The organism is Njordella aestuarii, from assembly GCF_056494165.1.
Window position 1 is genome coordinate 4,207,613 of sequence record NZ_CM151397.1, and the last position, 23,012, is coordinate 4,230,624.

A 23,012-nucleotide genomic window follows, 5' to 3' on the forward strand; every position below is an offset into this window, starting at 1 on the left:
TACAAAATCCTACCTTGGAGCTCTCGCTGTGATCCACTTACAACCTCTTCGTTGGGGCAAACCTTACCAGTCGTTGGAAACTCAAGATGTCATACATTTCGAAACTGGGGAACCGATTGCCAAGGTCGGCCAAGTAAATGGCGGCATGGTCCAGATGGACATGCGAAAGATCGGGAATGCTCGAAAAGCCCTCAAGAGCCTGTCGACGTCCGATATAATGGAGAAGATTAAGACCGCTGGCGATCTATTCGCCAACGGCGACGTTCAGATTGGCGATCAAACGCAAACAGTCGATCAATTCGTACATCAACAATCGGCAAGTACGGGGCTTCCCGAGCACATGTGCCGCAACAATCTGAAGAAGAACGCGTTTGTGTTGTCGAACATGACGCAAATCCTCGATGCCCTAACACGCGGTTTGGATCTTGAAATCTTCGCTCGTGGCTGGGGCGAAGAAGGGCGGGGCGTCATCGTTTCCTACCAATGCCAATCACCGGTTCTCGGTGCGGTTTTGCCTAACAACTCTCCTGGCGTCCATACGCTTTGGTTACCAGCCGTTGCTCTTCAAGTCGGGCTCGTGCTAAAACCAGGTTCGCAGGAGCCCTGGACTCCGTATCGCATGATCCACGCTTTCATCCAAGCAGGCATTCCTGCAGAAGCCTTCTGCCTTTACCCAGGAGCACATGACGTTGGGAGCGCTATCCTGGGCCGTTGTGATCGCGCTATGATTTTCGGCAGCGCTCAAACAGTGAATCAGTATTCAGGAAACCCGAAAGTGCAAGCTCACGGGCCTGGCTTCTCCAAAATCCTGCTCGGCGACGACTGCGTTGATCAGTGGGAAGATCATCTCGATATGATGGTCGAAAGCGTACTCAGCAATTCGGGACGCAGTTGCATCAACGCATCTGGCATTTGGGCGTCGCGTCACACCAAGGAAATTGCTGCGGCACTTGCTGAACGCATCGGTCCAGTCGATGTAAAGAGCCCGTCGGATGATTCCGCCGAACTCGCGGCCTTCGTAAACCCGGCAATGGCCACGGGAACTTGGAGCATGGTCCAACAAGATATTGCCGAGAGTGGCGTAACAAATTGCACGGACACGTTTGGCGATCGCTTGGTTGAAAAAGAACGTTGTGCATATCTTCGTCCGATGGTCGTGCATGCTGATGGGCCAACGCGAGGTGTAGCGGCGAAAGAATATATGTTCCCGTTTGTGTCCGTCGTTCAATGTCCGCAAAAGGATATGCTCAAGCACATTGGTCCGACCCTCGTTTGCTCGGCGATTACCAACGACGAAACTTGGACGGAAGAACTCACGGACGCGATCCACATCGACCGCCTGAATATTGGAGCCATTGCAACCAACCGACTAAATTGGCTGCAACCTCATGAAGGCAACCTGATCGACTTCCTCTATCGTTCCCGCGCTTACCAAGTCGCTCCACAACACGCAAATGCCTAGCGCCTGGCTTGGCATTGTTTGCTTTAAACTGGTTCTTGTTTCAAGAATCAGTTGGGGTACAAAGCCAGCGACTCGCCTGCGCTTCTCGTGGACACGGCTCGCCAAGTCTGCACGTCGATGTTGTCCGAAATGGAGTTCGTTCGTCCATCCCCCCACAAGCAGTTGACGTGGCCTCGGTGGTAACTGCTTGCCGTTCTAATTCCCGTCGACCATACCATGCGAGTCAGGGTCGCTCAGGCTCGGGCTGCAAGGCATATCGCATTCGCTTGAGCTAGCCAATAGAACGCATAGTCGCTGAACGAGATGCCCTCCGCCGTGCTGCAGTACAAGAGTATTGGTCTGTTCCCTGTCCTGCAAAAATACTTCTAACTGACTGGCGCGGGCTCGAGCAACCAACAAGCTTACCGCAAGAATGCCTCGTGCAGGCCGCCGTCGACTGTGATGACTTGTCCAGTCGTTTTGCTCAGTCGATCGCTTACTAACAAGAAGTATGCTTCCGCTTGATCCGCTGGCGTAATCGGCGACCGAGTCAGCGTACGATCGGCGTAAAACTGCGCTAGCTTGCTTACCAATGATTCCGTGGGCTCATCATCGGTATACGCAATCTCATACTTCGCCAACGAACCGATCACTCGATCGCGAGGGAACATAGCGCTCCCTTGCACCACAGTCGCCGGAGCAACGCCGTTGACTCGTACCAGCGGAGCCAGTTCAATGGCCATCTCCCGCACTAGGTGATTGGCCGCGGCCTTGCTAGCATCGTACGCCACCGAGCCCTTCTTTGCGACGACCGCATTTGCGCTGGTCGTTAGCACTAGCTTGCCTTTAAGCCCTTGTTCGCGCCACGTCTTGGCCGCTTCGTCAGCCACCAAATAGCTGCCCGTTACATTGATGCTGAAGGTCAGCCCCCACTTGTCATCGGGAATATGGCCCGTCGTATCGGACGGCACAAATATACCAGCGGTTACACAGATCGAATCAAACCCGCCATAAGCGATCGCTACTTGATCGAGCATCTGACGTATCGATTGCCGATCGGTGATGTTCGCCGCTAAACCGATGGCTGGTCCGCAGCCGGAAAGATCGCTGCCGGCCACGCCAATTCCCAAGCCATATTTGTCGGTAATCTCTTTTGCGGTCGCCTTGGCTGCATCTTCGTTTAGATCGACGCAGACAATGTGCGCGCCCTCTTCAACCAACCGATGCGCCGTTTGCTTGCCAATTCCCGAACCTGCTCCAATGACGACAACGATTTGCCTTGCTAGTTCCTTTTCGGCCGGCATGCGTTTCAGCTTTGCTTCCTCCAGCAACCAATACTCGATGTCAAACGCTTCCTGCTGCGGCAACGCGATATACTCGTCGATCGCTTCTGCACCGCGCATGACTTCGATAGCACAATTGTAGAATTCGGCCGTCACACGCGATTCCGATTTATCTTTCCCCCAAGCAATCATTCCTAACCCAGGAATCAAGATGACGGTCGGATTTGGATCGCGCATCGCTGGTGAATTATCACGCTTGCACGCGGCATAGTAAGCGGCATAATCTTCGCGATATTTCTCGAGTGCTTCAACGAGTTTGGTTTTTAGGCTCGCCAAGTCGCCTCCTTCAGGATTCCATGCGACGTACAGAGGTTTAATCTTGGTGCGTAGAAAATGGTCAGGGCAACTCGTCCCCAGTTCCGCCAGCCGAGCGGCGTCGTTGGAGTTCACAAAGCGGAATACTTTTTCATCATCTTGGATCGTGCCGACAAACCGTTTCTGCTGGCTTACTTTGCCACGCAACCATGGCAAAAGTTGCGCGAGCATAGCACGACGTTTGTCTTGAGGAAGCGTGCTGTACTTTTGTCCGCCGAAGGCAGTTTGGTCGCCGCCCTTAGCCGCATATTTCGCTTCGATATACTCAGCCGCTTGCTCGATAAGATCCAATGTTAGCTTGTAACAAGCCGCATCATCGTCGTCCCAGGATATAAAGCCGTGCTGCCCCATCATAATCGCTTGGATCCCGGTATTCTCGGAAGCAATCTTTTGCATTGCAAGTCCCAGTTCGAATCCAGGTCGCATCCACGGAACGTACGCCATCTTGCCAGCAAAGATTTCCTTCGTCAGTTGCTCGCAATTTTTGCTTGCCGCGATCGCGATAATCGCGTTAGGGTGCATATGATCGACATGCTTCCCAGGCAAGAAACTGTGTAGTGGAGTGTCGATGGAAGACGCTCGTGGGTTCAAATTGAACGTCGTGTGAGAGTACATCCCCACCATGTCGTCTTCAGCAGGAGCTTTGAGCCCCTTGTCAGTTCGCGCGGCGTAGACTTTCTGAAGGCTAATCAATCGGTCCTGATAGAGAGAAGCGAAGTTTTCGCGTTTCGAAGTACGCAGATCGCCGCCCGAACCCTTGACCCACAGCACCGGAACTTCTTCACCGGTCAGCGGATCTGGCATATCGATTTTTGAAGAAGTATTACCTCCGCCAGTGTTGGTAATGCGTTGATCAGAACCTAGTAAGTTAGAGCGATAAACCAATCTTTGGACGGCATCAAGTTTATCGGCGGAGGCGGGGTCCCATTGGAAATTAACGTGCTTGTATTTGGACATTGGAACAGGTGGGTAAGTTGAGTTATCGAAATAGCAGCCAGCAGAATACCATATCTGTTTTTGGCGCTAATCAGGCTCCTTTGTTTCGACATAAAGTCGCTATACTTGGTGTATGAATCTGGCTTCCGAACAGCGTGTTGTGAAATCTTTAACGTGGCGACTAACAACGTCGGAACGTGTGGGGTTGGGGCTAGCCGCAGCAGCCTTATGGAGCTTGCTTATTACAGCTTCATTGCTGGAGCCGTCGGCTAGCGGTATGGGAACGCACCGTCAACTTGGCTTGCCCCCTTGCAGTTCGGTGATGATGTTCGGATTACGTTGTCCAGCTTGTGGGATGACGACGTCGTGGGCGCACTTTATGAACGGTTCGTTCGTGATGTCGGCCCGAGCAAATTTTGGCGGGATGTTGTTGGCTATTGCTGCCATATTTTCAAGTTTTGTGCTGCCCGTCTTAACAATTCGTGGCAGCAGTACGCAAGGCGGCTGGTATTCCAAATCGATCGCAGCATTCTTGATCGTTTCGGTGTTGATCGCCGTGATCGAATGGGTCATACGGTTGCTGTAGGGAGCTGTGACTGCTGGCGTGCTCGTTTAAACGAATGGTTGCTTGTTTTGCGAGGAAAGAGGCCATCGACTGCGGCGTCATGTAGCAATTTTCCAGGCGTTTTGCGAGTTTTGCGTGACAAATTTTGGACGACAGACGACTGGTGGCGAATTAGCTCCAACACGCCACGCAATATTAGTTTTTGGAGTTGTTAGTTTGGTAAAACGATAGGGGCAAGGATTTGGTTTGAATTGGAGAAGGTGGGATTGGTGAAAAAAGTCGAAGGTCAAATTGCTGTCCAAAAATTCTGAATCCCCCTCGCGACGAGCCGCTGAAGTCGTTATATTTTTCACCTCACTGGTCCGAAGGTAGATTGCTCGAAGCGGGTGATTTACAGGTTTGACGCGAGTTTCGATGCCGTCAAGGCAGGGGATTCATGGCGAGTTCGGCCCTTTGGTGGAACAGAGGTTGCGGAGTATTTCGGCACCCTTTCCAAAAATTCCCCTGTAGCTCAGTTGGCAGAGCAGCGGACTGTTAATCCGCGTGTCCCAGGTTCGAGCCCTGGCGGGGGAGCTTTCGCCAAAGTTCTAACTTTGGCGACCATAAGACTTAACGCCCGGCGTCGAGAGATCGACCGCCGGGCGTTTTTCGTTTCTACCCAGTTTTTCGCGGGTTTCCAACGCTTTTCGCGTTGCGCCGACCAAAACAACCGCGATCTCTGTTTGCAGAGAGATTTCCGTCTCTCGAACGCAACCTTCAAGGTTGCACCCGCCGGTGCGAAAAATCAGTCCCAAACTCTCTGACTCTCTCTTTTCGGGGGCCTCCAGAGTTAACACAGAGTTCTCGTTCGGAGTCCCGATGAGAACGGTTGCAAACCGAGCTGCAACCGTATCTGGGTTCGAATCCTGCTGGACAAAAGACCGGAAGCCACTTGTGCCTCAACTTGCCCAGCTAGACACCCAGGCTTCCTGTCTCGATCCCCACTTAGTTGCAGCCTCGTCACGCTACTTCGCCGAGGAGCTGGTGGCAATTTTAGAAGTCGGGGCAAGTGTAGTAGGTGCCTCAGCGGGCAAGTTCACGCTCTCAACCTTGGGGGCTTCGCCAATTTCAGGCACTTGGGTCGCCAATCTTCCGGCATAGTGAAGTTGCTCAAGTCGAAGCCTGAAACTCGGGTAATCTGTGAGGTCGTCAGTCGAGTCAATGTCGAGTTTGAACTCAGTTGCTAACTGTCTCATCACTACGCGAATTGCCTCACTATTGTCAGAAGAGTCCAGAACTGATTCGATGTTTTCGAAAAGCAGAATCACATCTTCCTTCGTTGCTGAACCATGGGAGTGATCATCCAAGAAGGCTTTCTTCAGACGTCCAACCTTGTTTGAAATCCGGTCTGTCAGCAACTCGCGTTCTGCGGCTCTTTGCCTTTTAGTTAGCTCTGAAAAAAGCACCTTCATGTTGTGTTCGAAATCTTGCAGTGCATTGTCCGACGATACTCCAGATTCACTCCGGCGTCGAACGGCTTCAACGACACTCCTGGCAAGACCCATCTTTTCAACATGCAAAGCGGGATCGATGTCACTTAACGCAATCCCGATGGCGTCAAACATAGAAGTGCTTTCGTTCAGATGCGATACCAAAGACTGCTTGCTGATGTGGTTTAGCTTGCGAGCATCTACTCCATAAATCTCATCAAAATAGATTTGCAAAGCATCGATGTAAATTTCAACTGGAACTAAGTCTTCCGATTCTAGGAGATGTTGGCCAGGAGACAATTTAATCGTTTGCCCACCATTCGATGCAAGATCGCCAATTCGAAGTACATATTCCATTGAAATAGATTGCTTCTTGAATGGCCCACCAGCTTTCAGACGTTCATATGCCTTCTTTCCCGAATCGTCGCTGTCAAGCAAGACGACCACGGCTGGCTTAACTACATCGCGACCTCTTGCTAGGTAGACGATATAGTGCACATGCTCAGCGGAACCTGAAGGCACAATCGTGACATGGTTAAGATCGAGTGTTTCTCTAGCTCCAACGCCGATTGAGGTTAGATGTGCTGCTGCCCCTGCTAGCAGGATCTGATCGGCGGGTCCTTCCACCACAATGTTGCAATTACCGATGAACGCTGTCTCGCCTACAAACGCTCCAAATGCGCTTCGCAAAGGTTCGTAGTGATTCTTGGCTGCATCTCGAACAACTCGGGTCCCCTCATCATTCTCCCCTTTTTCAAGAACACGGATTCGTTCTGCATGGTTCTTATCCACCAGAAACGGCGAATGCGTAACGTAAACGACCTGCACGCCTGGACGGTTGCCTCTCGGTGAGACAAACTCGTCGAAAATCTTCATCAGGTCCTGCTGCCCCTGACTCGACAAAAAGGCATCAGGTTCGTCCATCAATAGCAACTCAGGCCCAATGCTTTTAGACTCGTAGCTGAGATATTGAATGTAGTAGCTCAGGAAGTGGCTCAGCCCACTACTCCTTTCTGAGAAAGAGTACTCGGTGCCTGTCCTGTCTCGAACCGTGAACACCAAATCGTACTCTCTCGCCGATACGAGAAGTTTAAAGTCACGGTCTTGAACCCACCATTTCGGAAAATTCAAGTTAGCTGCCAAAGCTTGATTAATCTCGTGAACGATTCCGTTAACGTATGCATCCTGTTCGCCGCGCAATGCCTTGTAGAGTTCTCGGAGCGCTTCCTCGTCTACACCTGAAATCCGGCAGATCAAATCCTTTGCCAATGCAATCTGCTTCTTGCGAGTTGCTGTGATCTCAGCACGAGAATGACTATCCGGCGAGAAAAGCTTACAGAGATCAGCCGCCTTGGAAGTGACCGTCTCAGTGGTCTTGAACATATCTGCATTGTCGAGAATGTCTTCAGTGTACTTCTGTCGCTCAGATCTGCTCCATTCTTCGATCGCAGATTCTGGTGATGCTAGTTCAGCCAACGCGCGAATAGGGACGCTGTCAGGCAATCCAACCGAGGCATCAATCCTGAATACGCGCGGAAGCATTGTTTCGAGGGAGGCCGCACCTGTTACGTCAAAGGCTTGATAGCTTTCTCCATTTGGAATGTAGACCGTTAATTTTGATCCATTTGACCTGAACATCAAAAAGTCAGTTATCAGTGTGTTTGCTGTAATGCCACATGCGGCACGCAGCTTTTCACAATCAACTTCATTGAGCATCGACCATTCGAGCCCAAAATCTGGAAGTCGCATCTTGTCACGTTCGACCGCAAAGAATTGGGAGTAGCGACAAAAATCTGATCGCTCAATCTTTTTGCCTGTAGCAGCCTTTTCAATTGCGCTGAGCAACTGCGATTTACCGGATTCATTCGCCCCAACCACGGTAGTTATTTTCGCATCTATCGGAATCCGAACATGGGGATACCACAAAGAGTGCCCATCGTGTTCCATATACTCCCATGGTAACGGCTTCGCCTCAGGGTGAGCCTTTCTCAGGTAGTCGAAATTAAACGACTTATAGAATCGCGCAAAAACAGTTTTGAGAATCATGTTGTATAGTTTGTCAAGTTGAATAATCTCGATTTGCGAAATCAGGCTGGCGACGCACACGAGTGGGCCATAGCTTCGGATGTAGCAACCGATGCGAGTGAAATCCGCGTTTGAGATTACTTTCGCACCCTAATCCGTCATTTCGAACCCGCACCGGGTATTCCTACAGATAGACGCGGCTGTTGTTGCTGCGAAATATCTGTCTTCGAGCCGCCAATTATAGCGGCGTTGAGCATGGAGGTGCGAGTTGCTCTCGTCTGTTCCCCCTTCTTCACTGTCCGCGCCGGCTCGGCGATCAGAAATCGCTGCGATTCTGGCGGCCGGCATCGTCCGGATGAAATCGCGTATGGCGATCCTGGATTCAGAAATCGACGACGATCCAGCGGAATTGCCAACAGCTTGCCTTGAGCTTTCGCCGGAAAGCGTGCTCTCTGTGACCAACGTGGTTAACGACCAGTGAGTCCGTTTTCTCAGGAGAAATCAATGCAAATCGACATCGACAAAGAGGTCGCTCTGCTCCAACGCATGACGGTTGGGCAGCTGCGAGAGAGATTCGAAGAGACGTGGGGCGAGCCGACCAACACTCGCAACAAACAGTGGCTCGTCAAACGCATCGCTTGGAAGATGCAGGCCAACATCGAAGGTGACATTTCACAGCGGGCCAGGCGTCGCGCCGCTGAACTCGCTCGCGGCACCGACATCCGCACGACTGCCCCCAAAGCCATCAAGCCAGTTCCGAAGCCAGCCGGCGACACCATGACGGGATTCGTCCAGCCAGAGGAAGACAATCGTCTACCGCCGCCGAGATCAGAGATCGAGCGAGTCTACAAAGGCGAGAAGATCGTGGTGCTCGTTTTGGAGAATGGCTTCGAGTACGAGGGGGCGATTTACAAGACTCTCAGCGCTGTGGCCAAAAAGATCACGGGCCAGCACTGCAACGGATACCACTTCTTCAAGCTCAACAAAAAAGGCGGTGACAAATGAACAAGGCCAACATCAATCGCCAATTGAACTGTGCGATCTACACCCGCAAGTCCACAGACGAAGGGCTCGACAAGGAGTTTAATTCGCTTGACGCTCAACGCGAATGCGCCGAAGCGTACATCAAAAGCCAAACGCAGGAAGGCTGGCATTGCGTGCCCGATCGTTATGACGACGGTGGTTTCACTGGTGGCAATATGGATCGTCCGGCGCTCAAGCAATTGCTGGCGGACATCGAAGCCGGCAAGGTGAACTGCGTGGTCGTCTACAAGGTCGACCGACTGAGCCGCTCGCTGATGGACTTCGCTCGCATGCTGGAAGTCTTCGAACGCAACCAGGTCGCTTTCGTCAGCGTGACACAGCAGTTCAATACGACCAACTCGATGGGCCGGTTGATGCTCAACGTGCTGCTGTCGTTTGCCCAGTTCGAACGCGAACTAATCTCGGAGCGGACACGCGACAAGATCGCTGCGGCGCGGCGTAAAGGCAAATGGTCTGGTGGCATGCCGCTGCTTGGCTACGACATCGAGCCACAAGGCGGCAAGCTTCGAATCAACGAGGTCGAGGCCAATAGAGTCAGGGCGATCTACGATCTGTACTTGGAACGCGAGTCGATCATGGCGACCATTGCTGAGCTCGACAACCGTGGCTGGAACAACAAGTCGTGGAAAACGAAAAAGGGAACGCTTCGGGGCGGCTCGCCGTTTACCAAAGCAACGCTGTTCCGACTCCTCACCAATGTGACCTACATCGGTAAGCTTGGCTACAAAGACGAAGTGAACGAAGGGGAGCACGACGCAATCATCTCTACGGAGGTCTGGCAGAAGGTCCAGTCGCTACTTCGCCGCAACGGTCGAACTGGCGGTGTCGAAGCGAGAAACAAATTCGGTGCGATGCTCAAAGGAATCCTGCGATGCGCTTGCTGCGACTGTTCAATGACGCCGACGCACACGACCAAGAACGGATCGAAACGCTACCGTTACTACGTTTGCATGAAGGCCCAGAAGCGTGGCTGGAAGAACTGCAAGTCCAAGTCAGTGCCGGCCGCCGAGATCGAGAAGTTTGTCGTCGACAAGATTCGCCACGTTGGCAACGACGCTACGCTCGTCGACGAGGTGGTGGAACAAGCCAAGATCCAATCCGAACGCGAACTGGGGGCACTGCTAGCCGAACGGGACGATCTAGTGAAAGAGCTGGAGTATTGGAACGAAGCCATCCGCGTTGCCGCCCCCAAGATTAAGCCAGGCTCGCCCGACGTAACCTCCCTGGAACAATTAGCCGACTGGCACGAAAGTCTTCGGCGCGCCGCGCATCGCCATGCGATCGTCAGCGCAAAGCTGACGGCGATGCAGGCCCAGACGTTAACCCGGGGAGATGTCGTCAACGCATTGACTAGCTTCGAACCGATCTGGGAGTCGCTCACAGTCCGGGAGCAATCGCGGATCGTCCAGTTGATCGTAAAGCAGATCGATTACGACGGAGCGACCGGTCGCGTGACCATCACCTTCCATCCCGATGGCATCAAGACGATCGCCATGGAGAACCGTCCTGAACCTGTGGAGGCCGCATCATGAGCAAGTCAGTTAGCGTCGATTTTGAGTTCTCAATCAAGCAACGCGGCCGTGGAGCCAAGAAGCGAATCGTCGAAGGGGCAGCCCAAGCGGACGAGTCCAAGCCAGGACTCGAACGAATCCCTCGCATTTCGCGCTACATAGCTCTTGCGATCCATTTCGAGGATCTCATCCGGCAAGGTGTCGTCAACGACTATGCTGAACTCGCCCGCCTCGGGCATGTGACGCGGGCGAGAGTGACTCAGATCATGAACTTGCGGCTGCTTGCGCCGGAGATTCAGGAGCAAATCCTTCACCACGTTAGTGAGCCCAAAAGCGCAGCTCGAATCGATCTAAAGTCGCTTCAGTTGCTCACCACAGAACTTGACTGGGGCCGGCAAAGGAAGGCCTGGGACGCATTGAATTGCAAGACTTCCTGATCGCCATCGCTTCAAACTCTCACAATTTGCTTACATCGCCTAGTAACAGCCGGCCTGAGGTCGACAAGCTGAAACGCGAAAAAAAGCAAATTTCTTGAATGCCCGTGACCAGACGTGTCACACGCTCGGGCTACCGTCAGGCAATCCTCATTGCCTATGCTATCAAAACCCTGTAGACTTCGCTAGACTTTGGTGCTTCGACTCAGGGTTCAGCAGGACTGGATGATGAAAACAAAACTAAGCGAGTACGTTAAGGTCGCCGAAGCGGCCGACATTCTCGGGGTTTCTCAGGGCACCGTGCGGGCTTGGGCAGAAGCGGGAAAAATTCCGATGCACAAAAATCCAGCAAACGGATACCGCTTGTTCAAGAGAGCGGAGTTGGAGCAATTCCTTGACTACCTCGACAAGCCGTCGACGCCAACTAACCCCAAATGACGTAATAAGTGGCCTAAGTATGGTAAAGCTTGAAGACCTGAAATCCGGACTACCGCTGGTTGGATTGGAGCCGTCCTCCATCGCAACTGTTGCTGCCGTTGTGACGATCGGCGAGGGCTCGGTACAGGTCTTTTATCGCACCAGTGACGGACAAACAAAGGAACGACTGCTTGGACGTGCGGACGAAGAAAATCTAAGCATTGCGATAGTTGAACGCCCATGGTCGTTTGATGGCGACGGCGCAGCTTTTCAATTGACTTGCGAAGCCAAGCGAATTGACCTCGCCTTCCTCTTCGACCCAATGATGGCCGTCCACACATCCAACGTGGACCCACTGCCTCACCAAATCACTGCCGTCTACGAATCCATGTTGCCAAGGCAGCCACTGCGTTTCGTCCTTGCTGACGATCCGGGTGCCGGCAAGACCATTATGGCCGGCCTCTACATTCGTGAACTGGTTATGCGAGCCGATGCGCGACGCATACTGATCGTTGCACCAGGTAGTTTGGTCGAGCAGTGGCGTGACGAACTGTTCGAGAAGTTCGGGCTGGAGTTTCGCATCTTCTCATCCGAGCTCGAACAAGCGTCTCCGAGCGGCAACCCTTTCGAAGATCACGATCAATTGATCGTGCGTCTGGACCAGGTTTCACGATCTGAGGAGCAAACTCCAAACGGTCGCGAGCCCGGAGCACTACAAATCAAGATGCTCGAGGCGGGCTGGGACCTAGTTGTATTTGACGAAGCTCACAAGCTTGCCGCTCATTACTTTGGCACGAAGCTAGAGAAGACCGCTCGCTTCCGTCTTGCTGAACGCCTCGGCGAGCGGTCTCGGCACCTATTGCTAATGACTGCCACGCCCCACAATGGCAAAGAGGAAGACTTCCAGCTCTTTCTTTCCCTTTTGGACTCGGATCGATTCTATGGCAAATTCCGAGGCGACGGCGCACACAAAGTCGATGTCTCCGACTTGATGCGACGCATGGTCAAGGAGGAGCTCGTCAAGTTCGACAACACTCCGCTGTTTCCTGAACGCAAGGCGTACACAGTCAATTACACGCTCTCTGAAACAGAAGCGGCTCTGTATGAAGCCGTAACGGACTACGTCAAAACGGAAATGGGCAAAGCAGATCAGCTCACTGGTTCGCGTAAAGGGTCGGTTGGTTTCGCACTAACGGCGCTTCAGCGCCGACTCGCCTCCAGCCCCGAAGCCATCTACCAATCGCTCAAGCGTCGTAAAGAGCGACTGGAATCCAGACTGCGAGAAGAGAAGCTCGGCATTCGCGGACGAAAAGCGCTGGCGGAAACGATCGGCGAAGCGCCGGAAGACGATGACGATCTAAACGCGGAAGAACAAGAGACACTGGAAGAGACGCTGATCGACGATGCGACGGCAGCCAAGTCGATCATCGAGCTCGAAGGCGAAATCGAAATTCTCAAGGGGCTCGAAGAGCAAGCTCGCAACGTGGTCGCATCTGGTCAAGACCGAAAATGGGAAGAGTTGTCGAAGATTCTACAGAGCTCAGCCGAGATGCGCGACGCCTCGGGCCGCCAACGTAAGCTGATCATCTTCTCCGAGCATCGCGATACGCTGAACTACTTGCATGAAAAGATTGCAGGCGTACTCGGCAACTATGAATCCATTGTCACCATCCACGGTGGCACGCATCGCGACGAGCGCCGCAAGATTCAAGCTCTGTTTCGCTCCGATCCAGACGTTAGAGTTCTCATTGCCACCGATGCTGCCGGTGAAGGTGTCAATCTTCAGAACGCAAACCTCATGGTCAACTATGACCTACCATGGAATCCTAACCGCCTAGAGCAGCGGTTCGGTCGTATTCACCGAATCGGACAAGTCGAAGTCTGCCACTTGTGGAACCTTGTCGCAAAAGAAACTCGCGAAGGCGACGTCTACCACCGGCTACTCGAAAAACTCGAGGTAGAAAGCGAAGCGCTCAAGGGCCGCGTGTTCGACATCCTTGGCGAAGTCTTCGAAGAGACTAGTTTGAAGGACCTGCTCATTCAGGCAATTCGCTATGGCGACCAACCTGAAGTGAGATCGCGGCTCACGCGAAAGATCGACCAGGCACTCGATCACGACCATTTGAAATCGCTTCTGAACCGCAATGCACTTGCCCAGGAAACAATGAGTCCCGAGCGGCTCTACAGCGTCAAGGAAGAAATGGAGAAAGCCGAAGCGCGACGACTCCAACCCTATTTCGTCCGCTCATTCTTCATGAAGGCGTTTGAGCAACTCGGAGGATCGATCTATCCACGCGAATTGTCTCGATTCGAAGTCACTCACGTACCCACATCCATTCGTGAACGAGACCGTCGCATCACTGGGCGCAACCGTCGTGAGCAAGAGCCGGTTCTGAAGCGATACGAACGCATTTGCTTTGAGAAAGAGGCGATCCAGCCAGTAGAAAAACCCGGTATCACGCGGGCTGTCTTGATGCATCCCGGTCACCCACTCATGCTTGCAACGAGTGACCTGATCTTGGAGCAGCATGCAAATCTAATGCGACAGGGCGCATTGCTAGTTGATCCATCCGATGAAGGTCTTGAGCCTTGGCTGATGTTCATTGTCACTCATGAAATCAAGTCGGGAGACGGACAAGCCTTGTCAAAGCGGCTGCAATTCGTCCGAGTCAATCCGGATGGATCGACTTCCTTCGCAGGCTGGGCACCGCACTTGGACCTCGAGCCTATTGCAGATTCGGAACGCCAATTGATCAAAGACGTTTTGGAGGCAAGTTGGATACGCGCCGATCAGGAACAGCGAGCCGTCGCATTGGCTGCATCGAAACTGGTCCCCGATCACTTCAAAGAAGTAAACGATCGACGCGTGGCTCACGTCGACAAAACGCTCACTGCCGTACACGAGCGATTAAGCCGAGAGATCGCTTTCTGGTCCGATCGTTGGCTCAAGCTCAAGGAAGACCAAGAAGCAGGGAAAGACGTGCGACTCAATGTTGAGAACGCTCGACGCACGGTCAACGACCTAGAAGGCCGACTAGAAAACCGACGAAAAGAACTACAGTCGATGCGTCACGTAGTAAACGGAACGCCGATCGTTCTCGGCGGCGCTTTAGTTGTACCTGCGGGTTTGATGCGCAAAGCCCGTGGAGATGAAGATTCAACATCCAGTTTTTCATCGGACCCAATCGCTCGCAGCCGAATTGAGCTCATTGCAATGGATGCAGTGCGGAAGCACGAAGAATCTCAGGGGTGTAACGTCGTTGATGTGTCCGCAGACAAATGTGGTTGGGACCTTACCTCACATCCACCGATGGTAGGTAACAAGTTACCAGAGCCTCGACACATCGAGGTAAAGGGGCGTGCGAAGGGGGCTGCCACCATCACTGTTACTCGAAATGAAATGCTCTACGCATTCAATCAAGGCGACAAGTTTGTTTTGGCGATCGTTTTGGTCACTGAAGACGATAGCTATGAGGGCCCTTATTACGTTCGAAGACCTTTTGACAGTGAACCCGGCTGGGGTGTCTCTTCAATAAATTACAACCTAAATGATTTGCTCAATAAAGCAGAGCCACTTTGACCATGAATCAAACCGTCATATCGCCAAAGAAGCTGATCGAGGTAGCGCTACCGCTGGACGCCATCAACCTGGCGTGCGCGCGAGAAAAATCGATCCGTCACGGTCACCCCTGTACTTTGCATCTTTGGTGGGCGAGGCGTCCGTTGGCGGCTGCCAGGGCAGTAATATTCTCGCAACTAGTGCATGATCCGGAAGACTTGTGGCGAAATCAAAATCCCGGCAAAGAGCCGAATAAGCAAGTTAAAGGACACTGGACGAAAGCTCGTGCGCGTCTTTTCGGTATCATTGAAGATATGGTGAAATGGGAGAACAGAAGCAACGAGACAGTACTCAATATGGCACGCGAAGAAATTCGCAATTCCTGGCAGGAAGCTTGTGCTCTTAACAAAGATCACCCAAGGGCAAAAGAGCTATTTGATCCAAAACAAATGCCTGGGTTATATGACCCATTTGCTGGAGGTGGTGCTATCCCTTTGGAAGCTCAGCGGCTCGGTCTGGAGCCTTATGCAAGCGACTTAAACCCTGTCGCCGTTCTCATCAATAAGGCAATGATAGAGATTCCAACGCAGTTTGCAGGGGCACGCGCTGTGAACCCAAGTGCGCGTTTAGAGAACAGACTGTTGGTCGCCGAGTCGAAAGGCATCACCGGCCTCGTACAAGATGTGATCCATTACGGTAATTGGGTTCGGCATGAAGCGATCAGAAAACTGAGTGAACTGTACCCTCCTGTTACGATCACAAAAGAGATAACCAAAGAACGCCCCGAACTCAAAGAGATCCTTGGCGAAAACCTCACCGTGATTGCCTGGCTTTGGGCTCGCACTGTAAGGAGTCCGAACCCAGCCTTCTCGCAGTTGGAAGTACCACTGGCTAGCACTTTTGTGCTTTGCAGTAAGCCCGGAAAGGAAGTCTACATTGAACCAGTGATAGCGAACAACAATTATCGCTTTGAAGTAAAAATCGGCAAACCGCCTGCAGATGCGAAGTCTGGCACGTCTGCAGGCAAGCGCCAAGCATTCCGTTGTCTCATGTCGAATACGCCAATGACCTATGATTATATCCGTGGAGAAGGCAAGGCGCATCGTCTCGGGCAAAAGTTAATGGCGATGGTTGTTGAGGGGGCGGCGGGGAGATTGTACTTATCACCGACATTAGAACACGAGGCCGTCGCTTTGCGTGCCCAGCCAATTTGGAAGCCAGAATGCGAAATGCCGAAGAAACATCGGAACTTTCAGCCGCCAGTTTATGGAATGGATCATCTTGGGGACCTGTTTACTGCTCGGCAGTTGGTTGCCCTAACAACGCTTAGCGATCTTATCAGGAGCGTAAAAGAGAAGGTTCGAGTAGATAGCGTTAATGCAGGCTTGAAAGATGACGGCCGCTCACTTTCAAATGGCGGGACAGGCGCACTAGCATATGCTGAAGCAGTTAGCGTGTATCTTGCATTCGCACTAGATAAGGTTGCCGATAGAGGTTCGTCGCTAGGCCGCTGGGATCCTACGCCGACGCAAAGTGGCATTATAAACACTTTCAGTCGGCAAGCCCTTCCCATGACTTGGGATTTTGCTGAGTCAAATCCCATCGGTGATGCATCCGGCAATTTCGGAAGCGCTGTGGAATTGGTGGCAAAGGCCATGTCATCATGCTCATGCGGTTTAGCTGGGCATGTACACCAAGCGGACGCCACAAAACAGTCACATGGGCTTTTCAAGTTTATCTCAACTGATCCACCTTACTACGACAACATCTGCTACGCCGATCTTTCTGACTATTTCTATGTTTGGCTGCGCCGCACATTACGAGAGGTATATCCAGAGCAGCTCGCAACAATTTCAGTTCCGAAAGCAGAGGAGTTAGTAGCGTCTGCGAACCGCCACGGCACAAGTGAGACTGCTGAAGCTTTCTTCCTAAAAGGCATGACTCAGGCAATGCACAATCTCTCGGAGCAATCGCATCCAGCTGCGCCTATAACAATCTATTATGCTTTTAAGCAATCGGAAACAGAGAGTGCTGGCACCAACAGCTCGGGCTGGGAGACATTTCTGGAAGCCATTAACAATGCCGGGCTTGCACTTACTGGCACTTGGCCCATGCGGACAGAGTTGGGGAATCGGATGATCGGTTCCGGTACAAATGCACTAGCTTCGTCAATCGTATTGGTATGTCGTCCACGAGCAAAAGATGCTGAGACAATTTCGCGACGACAGTTCATTCGCGAACTCAACGCTGCACTGCCGCTTGCCTTAGATACAATGACGCGAGAAAGTGAGGGTCTTCACTCTCCTGTAGCTCCAGTGGACCTTTCGCAGTCAATCATCGGACCAGGGATGGCAGTGTTCTCAAAGTATGCTGCAGTGCTCGAAGCCGATGGATCGCCAATGAGTGTGCGTACCGCTCTGCAACTTATCAATCGTTTTCTTGCTGAAGACGATTTTGATACAGACACGCAGTTCTGTCTCCATTGGTTCGAGCAATATGGCTGGGAAACTGGCAAGTTCGGCGAGGCTGATACGCTTGCTCGTGCCAAGGGCACTAGCGTTGACGGTGTGAAACAAGCTGGTGTACTCGAAGCGGCAGGTGGCAATGTGCGACTGTTGAAATGGGCTGAGTACCCAAATGAATGGGACCCGAAGTCCGATCAACGTTTGCCGATCTGGGAAGCCCTTCACCAGTTGATCCGCGTTTTCAATATTGATGGCGAGGCAGGAGCGGCTGATGTATTCGCTTCCGTTCAATCAAAGGCTGAAGCTGCACGGCAGCTTGCTTACAGGCTCTACACGCTCTGCGAGCGCAAAGGCTGGGCGGAAGACGCTCGTGCCTACAACGAAGTCGTCACCTCTTGGGCCGGTATCGAATCGGCAGCTGCGAAGGAAACCGGCTTTACTCAACGCACACTGTTTGACAACTAAAGGACAACAAAATGAAGCCTTGGCGAGAGATTGCAGTCCCGCATCGTGACGTATTGGAAGGAACCTTTCAACAGTCCGAGTTCGCTGCTGACATCACCGCAGTACATTCCGGGAAGGCGACGAAAGAGTATCAAGATGCGTCTGCATTTTATGATCGAACCTTCATCACTGAAGGTATGCGATTGCTGCTGACTCAGGTTGCACAGCGGCTAGCTGGCAATGGAGGAGAACCGGTCATTCAACTGCAAACCGCATTCGGTGGTGGCAAAACGCATACGATGCTCGCGGTCTATCACTTGGCAACTCGCAAGTGTTCGCTTTCTGAGCTCTGCGGCGTTCCATCTTTGATCGAACAGGCCGGGATGATGGACGTCCCACAGGCCCGCGTCGCAGTAATTGATGGGACGGCACACGCACCAGGCCAAGCGTGGAAGCATGGCAAGCAAGTGATCAAAACGCTTTGGGGTGAGCTCGCATGGCAATTGGGTGGAAGCGAGGGTTACGCGCTCGTTAAAGAAGCTGACACGACTGGCACATCCCCGGGCAAGGATGTGCTTCGTGATCTTCTCGCAAAATACTCTCCATGCATCGTATTAATCGATGAACTAGTTGCGTACGTTCGTCAGTTCTCCGAAGGCCAAACGCTGAGTGGTGGCAGCTACGATACAAACCTGTCGTTCGTTCAAGCCCTCACGGAAGCCGTTAAGCTCGTCCCGAACGCGATTGTTTTAGCGTCACTCCCAGAATCCGAGATCGAAGCTGGTAGCCAGCGCGGCGTTGCAGCCCTTCGAGCCCTTGAGAAAACATTTGGCCGTATTCAGGCGCTCTGGAAACCAGTGGCCACAGAAGAAGCGTTCGAAATTGTACGCCGGCGTTTGTTCGAGCCCATTCGCGATCCTCAAGCTCGCGACGCAGTCTGCCGCGCCTTTGCAGACGCTTACGTTGCTGAGGGTGCCAAGCTGCCGGCCGAAACGCAAGAAGGCAGATACTACGATCGACTGGTTCAAGCCTATCCGATCCACCCCGAGATTTTTGATCGCCTCTACGAAGACTGGACCACCATCGATGGCTTCCAACGCACCCGAGGCGTTTTGAAGTTGATGGCCAAGGTGATCTTCCGACTCTGGAAGGATGACAACAAGGACCTGATGATTCTTCCAGGTAGTATTCCGCTGCACGATGGAAGTTCACGCAATGAATTGACCTATTATCTCCCTGCGGGTTGGGACGCTGTTGTTGAAAAGGATATCGACGGTGATCGTGCTGAAACGACAGAACTGGAGAACAAAGAGCCGCGATTCGGCCAAGTCAACGCAGCTCGACGTGTCGCACGCACACTGTTCCTCGGAAGCGCTCCTTCGTCTGTCGCGGGCAAGTCAGGTATTCGCGGTCTTGACCGAGCCCGAGTACTCTTGGGGTGCTTGCAGCCTGGACAACCAGCGGCAACTTACGTTGACGCTTTGAATCGACTATCGGACCGACTTCACTATCTCAATAGTACCGGCGATAAGACCCAGGACACGACTCGATACTGGTTCGACACGCGTGCGAATTTGCGACGCGAAATGGAAGATCGCAAACGCCGCTTCGAAGGCAAGCCTGACGAACGAGGCAAGATCGCGGAAGCACTCAAAAAGATGCTTACAGGTGCAGCATTCTTTGACGGGGTTCACATCTTTACGCCTCATCAAGACGTATCAGACGATACGGCGCTTCGCCTTGTTGTGCTTACTCCTGAACAGTGGTACTCACGCGATGAGGAACGAACGGCAAGCAATGCGGTGCTCGACTACGTACGGAACAACGGTGGCAAGCCGCGCTACCGTGGCAACCGGTTGGTCTTTCTGGCACCGGACATGGCGATCCTCAATCGCCTTCAAGATGTCGCCAGAACGGCACTCGCATGGAAGTCGATCGTCGACGATGTCGAAGAGCGGAGGTTGACACTTGACAACCTTCAGTCCGATCAAGCCAAGAAGGAACTCAAGGCGGCCGAAGAAGTCGTTCCTCGCGCTGCCCGTGAATGCTACAAGTGGCTGCTTTGTCCAGTCCAGCACACAGCAACGGACCCCAAACCGATTGTTGAAGCATTCCCGCTGAATACAACCGGTGGTACTGCCGGCAGCGAACTCGAGCGAGTCTGTTTGGACAACGAGCTCGTAATTACCACTTGGGCTCCAATCCACCTTCGCACCAAGCTGAAAGAGCTTTATTGGAAAGACGGCAAAACATCCGCCAGCGCATTGGCTTTCTGGGAAGACTCGCTTCGATATCTCTATCTGCCACGCTTGAAGAATCGTGACTCGCTGTCTCAGGCTATTCGAAAAGGCGCAGCAGAAAACTCAGACTTCTTCGGAACTGCATGTGGCATGGATGGTGACAAGTACCTTGGCTTCCACGTCGGTGAGGGTGACGTTCAACTCGACGATACTTTGTTGCTCATCGAGCCCAATGCCGCTAACGAATATGCACTGAGCTTAAAAAAAGCGAAGGAAGCAGAGGAAGCCGCAAAGAACACTGGTGGCACCGGCAACACCGGCGGTTCAACATCAGGCGGCACAGCCATAAGCGGATCAACCGGAACTGGAATAACGACTGGGGGAACCGGGACTGCCAACACATGCGGAATCGGACCAATCGGCCCGGGCCCAACACCTCCGGCAAAGCCGAAATCTTTCCATGGCTCAATTCAGATCAAGCCAGCCACAGCGAAGATGCATCTCGTCCAAGTGGCCGAAGAGATCATCCAGCTACTTGCCAGCGACCCGAACGCATCACTACAGATCACTCTAGAAATCAACGCCGAATTCGAAAACGGCGCAACGGATCAAATCAAACGAGCCGTTTCAGAGAACGCGACGAGTCTTGGTTTCAAATCGAAGGTTTGGGAATAACGCGATATAGAAAGCAAGGTACGTTGTCGAGCTTGAACACAATCAACAAACGAACGATGCTGGAAAGCTTGCGGTTTCCAGTCGAAAGCCTTGCTCTCCTCGCTGAGCGTGAGGGCCGGCGTCCCATGCCCATTTATCAAGCTCATAAGTGGTTTGCTCGTCGATTCAGCTCTGCCTTTCGCGCCATTTTGATCGGATCGCAGATTTCACCGAGGCAAGATTTCTGGAAGGCTTACAACAAAGGAATTGACTGTTCCGGCAAAACCGTGCTTGATCCCTTTGTAGGCGGCGGAACATCGGTGGTTGAAGCTTCGTTTCTAGGTGCCGATACAATCGGAATCGATGTTGACCCGGTAGCTTGCGCAATTACTCGTTTCGAGCTTAATGCTGACACCTACTCGGACCTCGATGCTGATCTAGTCTTCCTTAAGACTTCGGTTGGAAACGAGATTCTGAAATACTATCGGACTAAGTCACCAACTGGTGAACCAAGAATTATCTTGCATGCTTTTTGGGTACAGATAATCAAATGTAGATCTTGCAAGTGCACAATCGAGGCTCATCCAACATACCAACTTGCCTATCAAGCGGAAGGCAAAGACCAGTGGGTGTTTTGTAGCACATGCAATGCAATTCACAGAATCAACAAAAACAGAAAGACCTTTACATGCAAGTCCTGTAGTTCCAGAACAAAAATCGAAGCGGGCACCGTCCAGAGAGGTAAGATTCGTTGCCCTCGATGCAGCGAAGAAGAGTGCCTCATTGACGTTGCAGGACGTACTAAGAAGCCGCCAACATGGAAACTGTTCGCATTAGAGACAGTTCCAGAACGAACTCAGAACTCAAAGGTACTTATTGCAAATCGCGACTTTCAGCTTGCGACACCGTTCGATAGGAAGGTTTATTCCGAGGCTAAGACGAAACTGGGGAAACGGGCTACTGCTAGCGGCTGGAAGTTTGTTCCCGATCGATCGATCCCCTCGCAGGATCGCGCGGACGCGCGACTCATTAAATACGGATATAACAAATACCATGAATTGTTCAACTATCGTCAGCTACTTCATCTCTCCTTACTTGGAGAGGAAATATCCAAGCTCGATCACAACAGGATAAAGCCTCTTGCATTTGCATTTAGTGATCATCTTACTACGAACTGCATGCTTACCCATTATGCTTTCGGTTGGCGTAGGCTAGCACCGCTTTTTTCAATCCGTGCTTTTCGCCATGTCTGTAGGCCAGTAGAGCTCAACCCTTGGCTGGATGGAACAGGCCGCGGAACATTTCCGAATACCGTGAACCAAGTTCAACGTGCAATCAATTATGCTCGTAAACCATATATCGCATTGAGTGAGGGCGGCTTTTTAGAAACGGACCTCCCAAAGGACTGTCGATCGCGTGGCATTGTGTTAAATGATGACAGTCGCCTATTGAGCAAAATCGCCGACTCGAGTGTAGATATTGTTCTGACAGATCCTCCCTATTGCGACAACATTGCGTACTCGGAGTTGTCGGACTTCTACCTCCCCTGGCTTCAAATGTTGGGGATTGTTGACCGTAGAAGTGTGTCCAGGGGTAGAAAAGGCAATCTCGCCGCACAAACTCGCAGTTCCGATTCCGTTCAGAACTTTCAAGTTGATTTGACGCAGTGCTTTATACAAATGCATCGCGTTCTCCGGAGGGAAGGGCGACTAATATTTAGCTTTCAGCACAGCACAGCTGAAGCTTGGAGCGCACTTGCGATAGCGCTTTACACGTCAGGTTTCGAGGCCGTTCAGGTCCTCCCATTACTGGGAAACAGTTCAGCTGGTTTGCATCAGCATGAACAGACAATTCTTTGGGATGCGGTAATCGTTTGCAATAAGTCGCGTCCGAAAATCTGTCGTGATGCTCCTTTGGTTTCAATTCACGCAATAGAGAAAGCGAAGAAGATGCACGCGTACTGGATTGATCGGCTTGAGAAGAAATCCGATGTTCAATTTCGAACCTCTGATAGCCTGAACTTATTTCGAGCGCTAGTTTCCGCAAGTTTCTTGGGAATGTTTGGGTCAATCCATAACCACAGTACTTTATCACTCAAAGCGGCATTGCGTTCCCGCATTGAAGTATAGCCGTCACCAGATAGGAACGAA

At 52.2% G+C, this 23,012-nt stretch carries 15 protein-coding genes and 1 tRNA gene; 12 read left to right on the forward strand and 4 right to left on the reverse strand.

The features are described 5' to 3' along the window. Window positions 1-28 precede the first annotated feature (28 nt). Window positions 29-1,462, forward strand: a complete 1,434-nt coding sequence (locus SH451x_RS16580; protein WP_479358106.1) for an aldehyde dehydrogenase family protein — start codon at window positions 29-31, stop codon at window positions 1,460-1,462. Between the two features lie 47 nt (window positions 1,463-1,509). Here the strand turns inward: SH451x_RS16580 and SH451x_RS16585 are convergent, their stop codons facing one another. Together SH451x_RS16585 and SH451x_RS16590 are read right to left on the reverse strand one after the other, a co-directional pair. Then, on the reverse strand, window positions 1,510-1,680 hold the full coding sequence (locus SH451x_RS16585; protein ID WP_479358107.1) for a DUF1559 family PulG-like putative transporter: 171 nt from the start codon (window positions 1,678-1,680) through the stop codon (window positions 1,510-1,512). Between the two features lie 183 nt (window positions 1,681-1,863). After that, entirely contained in the window at window positions 1,864-4,056 is a 2,193-nt protein-coding gene (locus SH451x_RS16590; RefSeq protein ID WP_479358108.1) for a bifunctional rhamnulose-1-phosphate aldolase/short-chain dehydrogenase, read from the reverse strand. Window positions 4,057-4,390: 334 nt separating this feature from the next. Here SH451x_RS16590 and SH451x_RS16595 point away from each other — a divergent pair, with 334 nt between their 5' ends. Beyond that, window positions 4,391-4,621 (forward strand): hypothetical protein, encoded by a 231-nt coding sequence (locus tag SH451x_RS16595; protein ID WP_479362915.1) that lies wholly within the window; start codon window positions 4,391-4,393, stop codon window positions 4,619-4,621. Window positions 4,622-5,100: 479 nt separating this feature from the next. Continuing rightward, window positions 5,101-5,173 (forward strand) — tRNA-Asn (locus SH451x_RS16600). Window positions 5,174-5,187: 14 nt separating this feature from the next. On the opposite strand, the gene SH451x_RS16605 is transcribed toward SH451x_RS16600, so the two are convergent. Both SH451x_RS16605 and SH451x_RS16610 read right to left on the reverse strand, forming a co-directional pair. Next, a complete protein-coding gene (locus SH451x_RS16605) occupies window positions 5,188-5,436 on the reverse strand; it encodes a hypothetical protein (RefSeq protein ID WP_479358109.1) in 249 nt (82 codons plus the stop codon). Window positions 5,437-5,604: 168 nt separating this feature from the next. After that, window positions 5,605-8,115, reverse strand: a complete 2,511-nt coding sequence (locus SH451x_RS16610; protein ID WP_479358110.1) for an AAA family ATPase — start codon at window positions 8,113-8,115, stop codon at window positions 5,605-5,607. Window positions 8,116-8,362: 247 nt separating this feature from the next. On the opposite strand from SH451x_RS16610, the gene SH451x_RS16615 reads away from it, so the two are divergent. The 9 genes from SH451x_RS16615 (at window position 8,363) to SH451x_RS16655 (ending at window position 22,991) form a co-directional block, all read left to right on the forward strand. Beyond that, window positions 8,363-8,575: a hypothetical protein gene (locus SH451x_RS16615; protein ID WP_479358111.1), complete on the forward strand. Its 213-nt coding sequence runs from the start codon at window positions 8,363-8,365 to the stop codon at window positions 8,573-8,575. A gap of 23 nt (window positions 8,576-8,598) precedes the next feature. Beyond that, window positions 8,599-9,099, forward strand: coding sequence for a DUF2924 domain-containing protein (locus SH451x_RS16620; protein WP_479358112.1), 501 nt, complete (start codon window positions 8,599-8,601; stop codon window positions 9,097-9,099). Continuing rightward, entirely contained in the window at window positions 9,096-10,670 is a 1,575-nt protein-coding gene (locus SH451x_RS16625) for a recombinase family protein (RefSeq protein WP_479358113.1), read from the forward strand. The genes SH451x_RS16620 and SH451x_RS16625 overlap by 4 nt, the downstream gene beginning before the upstream one ends. Continuing rightward, on the forward strand, window positions 10,667-11,086 hold the full coding sequence (locus SH451x_RS16630; protein ID WP_479358114.1) for a hypothetical protein: 420 nt from the start codon (window positions 10,667-10,669) through the stop codon (window positions 11,084-11,086). The genes SH451x_RS16625 and SH451x_RS16630 overlap by 4 nt, the downstream gene beginning before the upstream one ends. Window positions 11,087-11,308: 222 nt before the next feature. Beyond that, entirely contained in the window at window positions 11,309-11,521 is a 213-nt protein-coding gene (locus tag SH451x_RS16635; protein WP_479358115.1) for a MerR family transcriptional regulator, read from the forward strand. Between the two features lie 19 nt (window positions 11,522-11,540). Next, the gene (locus SH451x_RS16640; RefSeq protein ID WP_479358116.1) at window positions 11,541-15,080 is read left to right on the forward strand and encodes a helicase-related protein; all 3,540 of its coding nucleotides are present in this window, start codon (window positions 11,541-11,543) and stop codon (window positions 15,078-15,080) included. 2 nt (window positions 15,081-15,082) lie between these two features. Continuing rightward, complete coding sequence (locus SH451x_RS16645; protein ID WP_479358117.1) at window positions 15,083-17,989, forward strand: DUF1156 domain-containing protein; 2,907 nt, start codon at window positions 15,083-15,085, stop codon at window positions 17,987-17,989. Window positions 17,990-18,000: 11 nt separating this feature from the next. Further along, the gene (locus SH451x_RS16650; protein WP_479358118.1) at window positions 18,001-20,883 is read left to right on the forward strand and encodes an ATP-binding protein; all 2,883 of its coding nucleotides are present in this window, start codon (window positions 18,001-18,003) and stop codon (window positions 20,881-20,883) included. A gap of 125 nt (window positions 20,884-21,008) precedes the next feature. Then, on the forward strand, window positions 21,009-22,991 hold the full coding sequence (locus SH451x_RS16655; RefSeq protein WP_479358119.1) for a hypothetical protein: 1,983 nt from the start codon (window positions 21,009-21,011) through the stop codon (window positions 22,989-22,991). The last annotated feature ends 21 nt before the right edge of the window (window positions 22,992-23,012 follow it).

Excerpts from the sequence above, each read along its gene's own strand:
- SH451x_RS16585 (WP_479358107.1), bottom strand. The coding sequence starts at position 1,680 with ATGGTATGGTCGACGGGAATTAGAACGGCAAGCAGTTACCACCGAGGC.
- SH451x_RS16590 (WP_479358108.1), bottom strand. The coding sequence starts at position 4,056 with ATGTCCAAATACAAGCACGTTAATTTCCAATGGGACCCCGCCTCCGCC.
- SH451x_RS16595 (WP_479362915.1), top strand. The coding sequence starts at position 4,391 with ATGACGACGTCGTGGGCGCACTTTATGAACGGTTCGTTCGTGATGTCG.
- SH451x_RS16610 (WP_479358110.1), bottom strand. The coding sequence starts at position 8,115 with ATGATTCTCAAAACTGTTTTTGCGCGATTCTATAAGTCGTTTAATTTC.
- SH451x_RS16620 (WP_479358112.1), top strand. The coding sequence starts at position 8,599 with ATGCAAATCGACATCGACAAAGAGGTCGCTCTGCTCCAACGCATGACG.
- SH451x_RS16625 (WP_479358113.1), top strand. The coding sequence starts at position 9,096 with ATGAACAAGGCCAACATCAATCGCCAATTGAACTGTGCGATCTACACC.
- SH451x_RS16630 (WP_479358114.1), top strand. The coding sequence starts at position 10,667 with ATGAGCAAGTCAGTTAGCGTCGATTTTGAGTTCTCAATCAAGCAACGC.
- SH451x_RS16635 (WP_479358115.1), top strand. The coding sequence starts at position 11,309 with ATGATGAAAACAAAACTAAGCGAGTACGTTAAGGTCGCCGAAGCGGCC.
- SH451x_RS16640 (WP_479358116.1), top strand. The coding sequence starts at position 11,541 with ATGGTAAAGCTTGAAGACCTGAAATCCGGACTACCGCTGGTTGGATTG.
- SH451x_RS16645 (WP_479358117.1), top strand. The coding sequence starts at position 15,083 with ATGAATCAAACCGTCATATCGCCAAAGAAGCTGATCGAGGTAGCGCTA.
- SH451x_RS16650 (WP_479358118.1), top strand. The coding sequence starts at position 18,001 with ATGAAGCCTTGGCGAGAGATTGCAGTCCCGCATCGTGACGTATTGGAA.
- SH451x_RS16655 (WP_479358119.1), top strand. The coding sequence starts at position 21,009 with ATGCCCATTTATCAAGCTCATAAGTGGTTTGCTCGTCGATTCAGCTCT.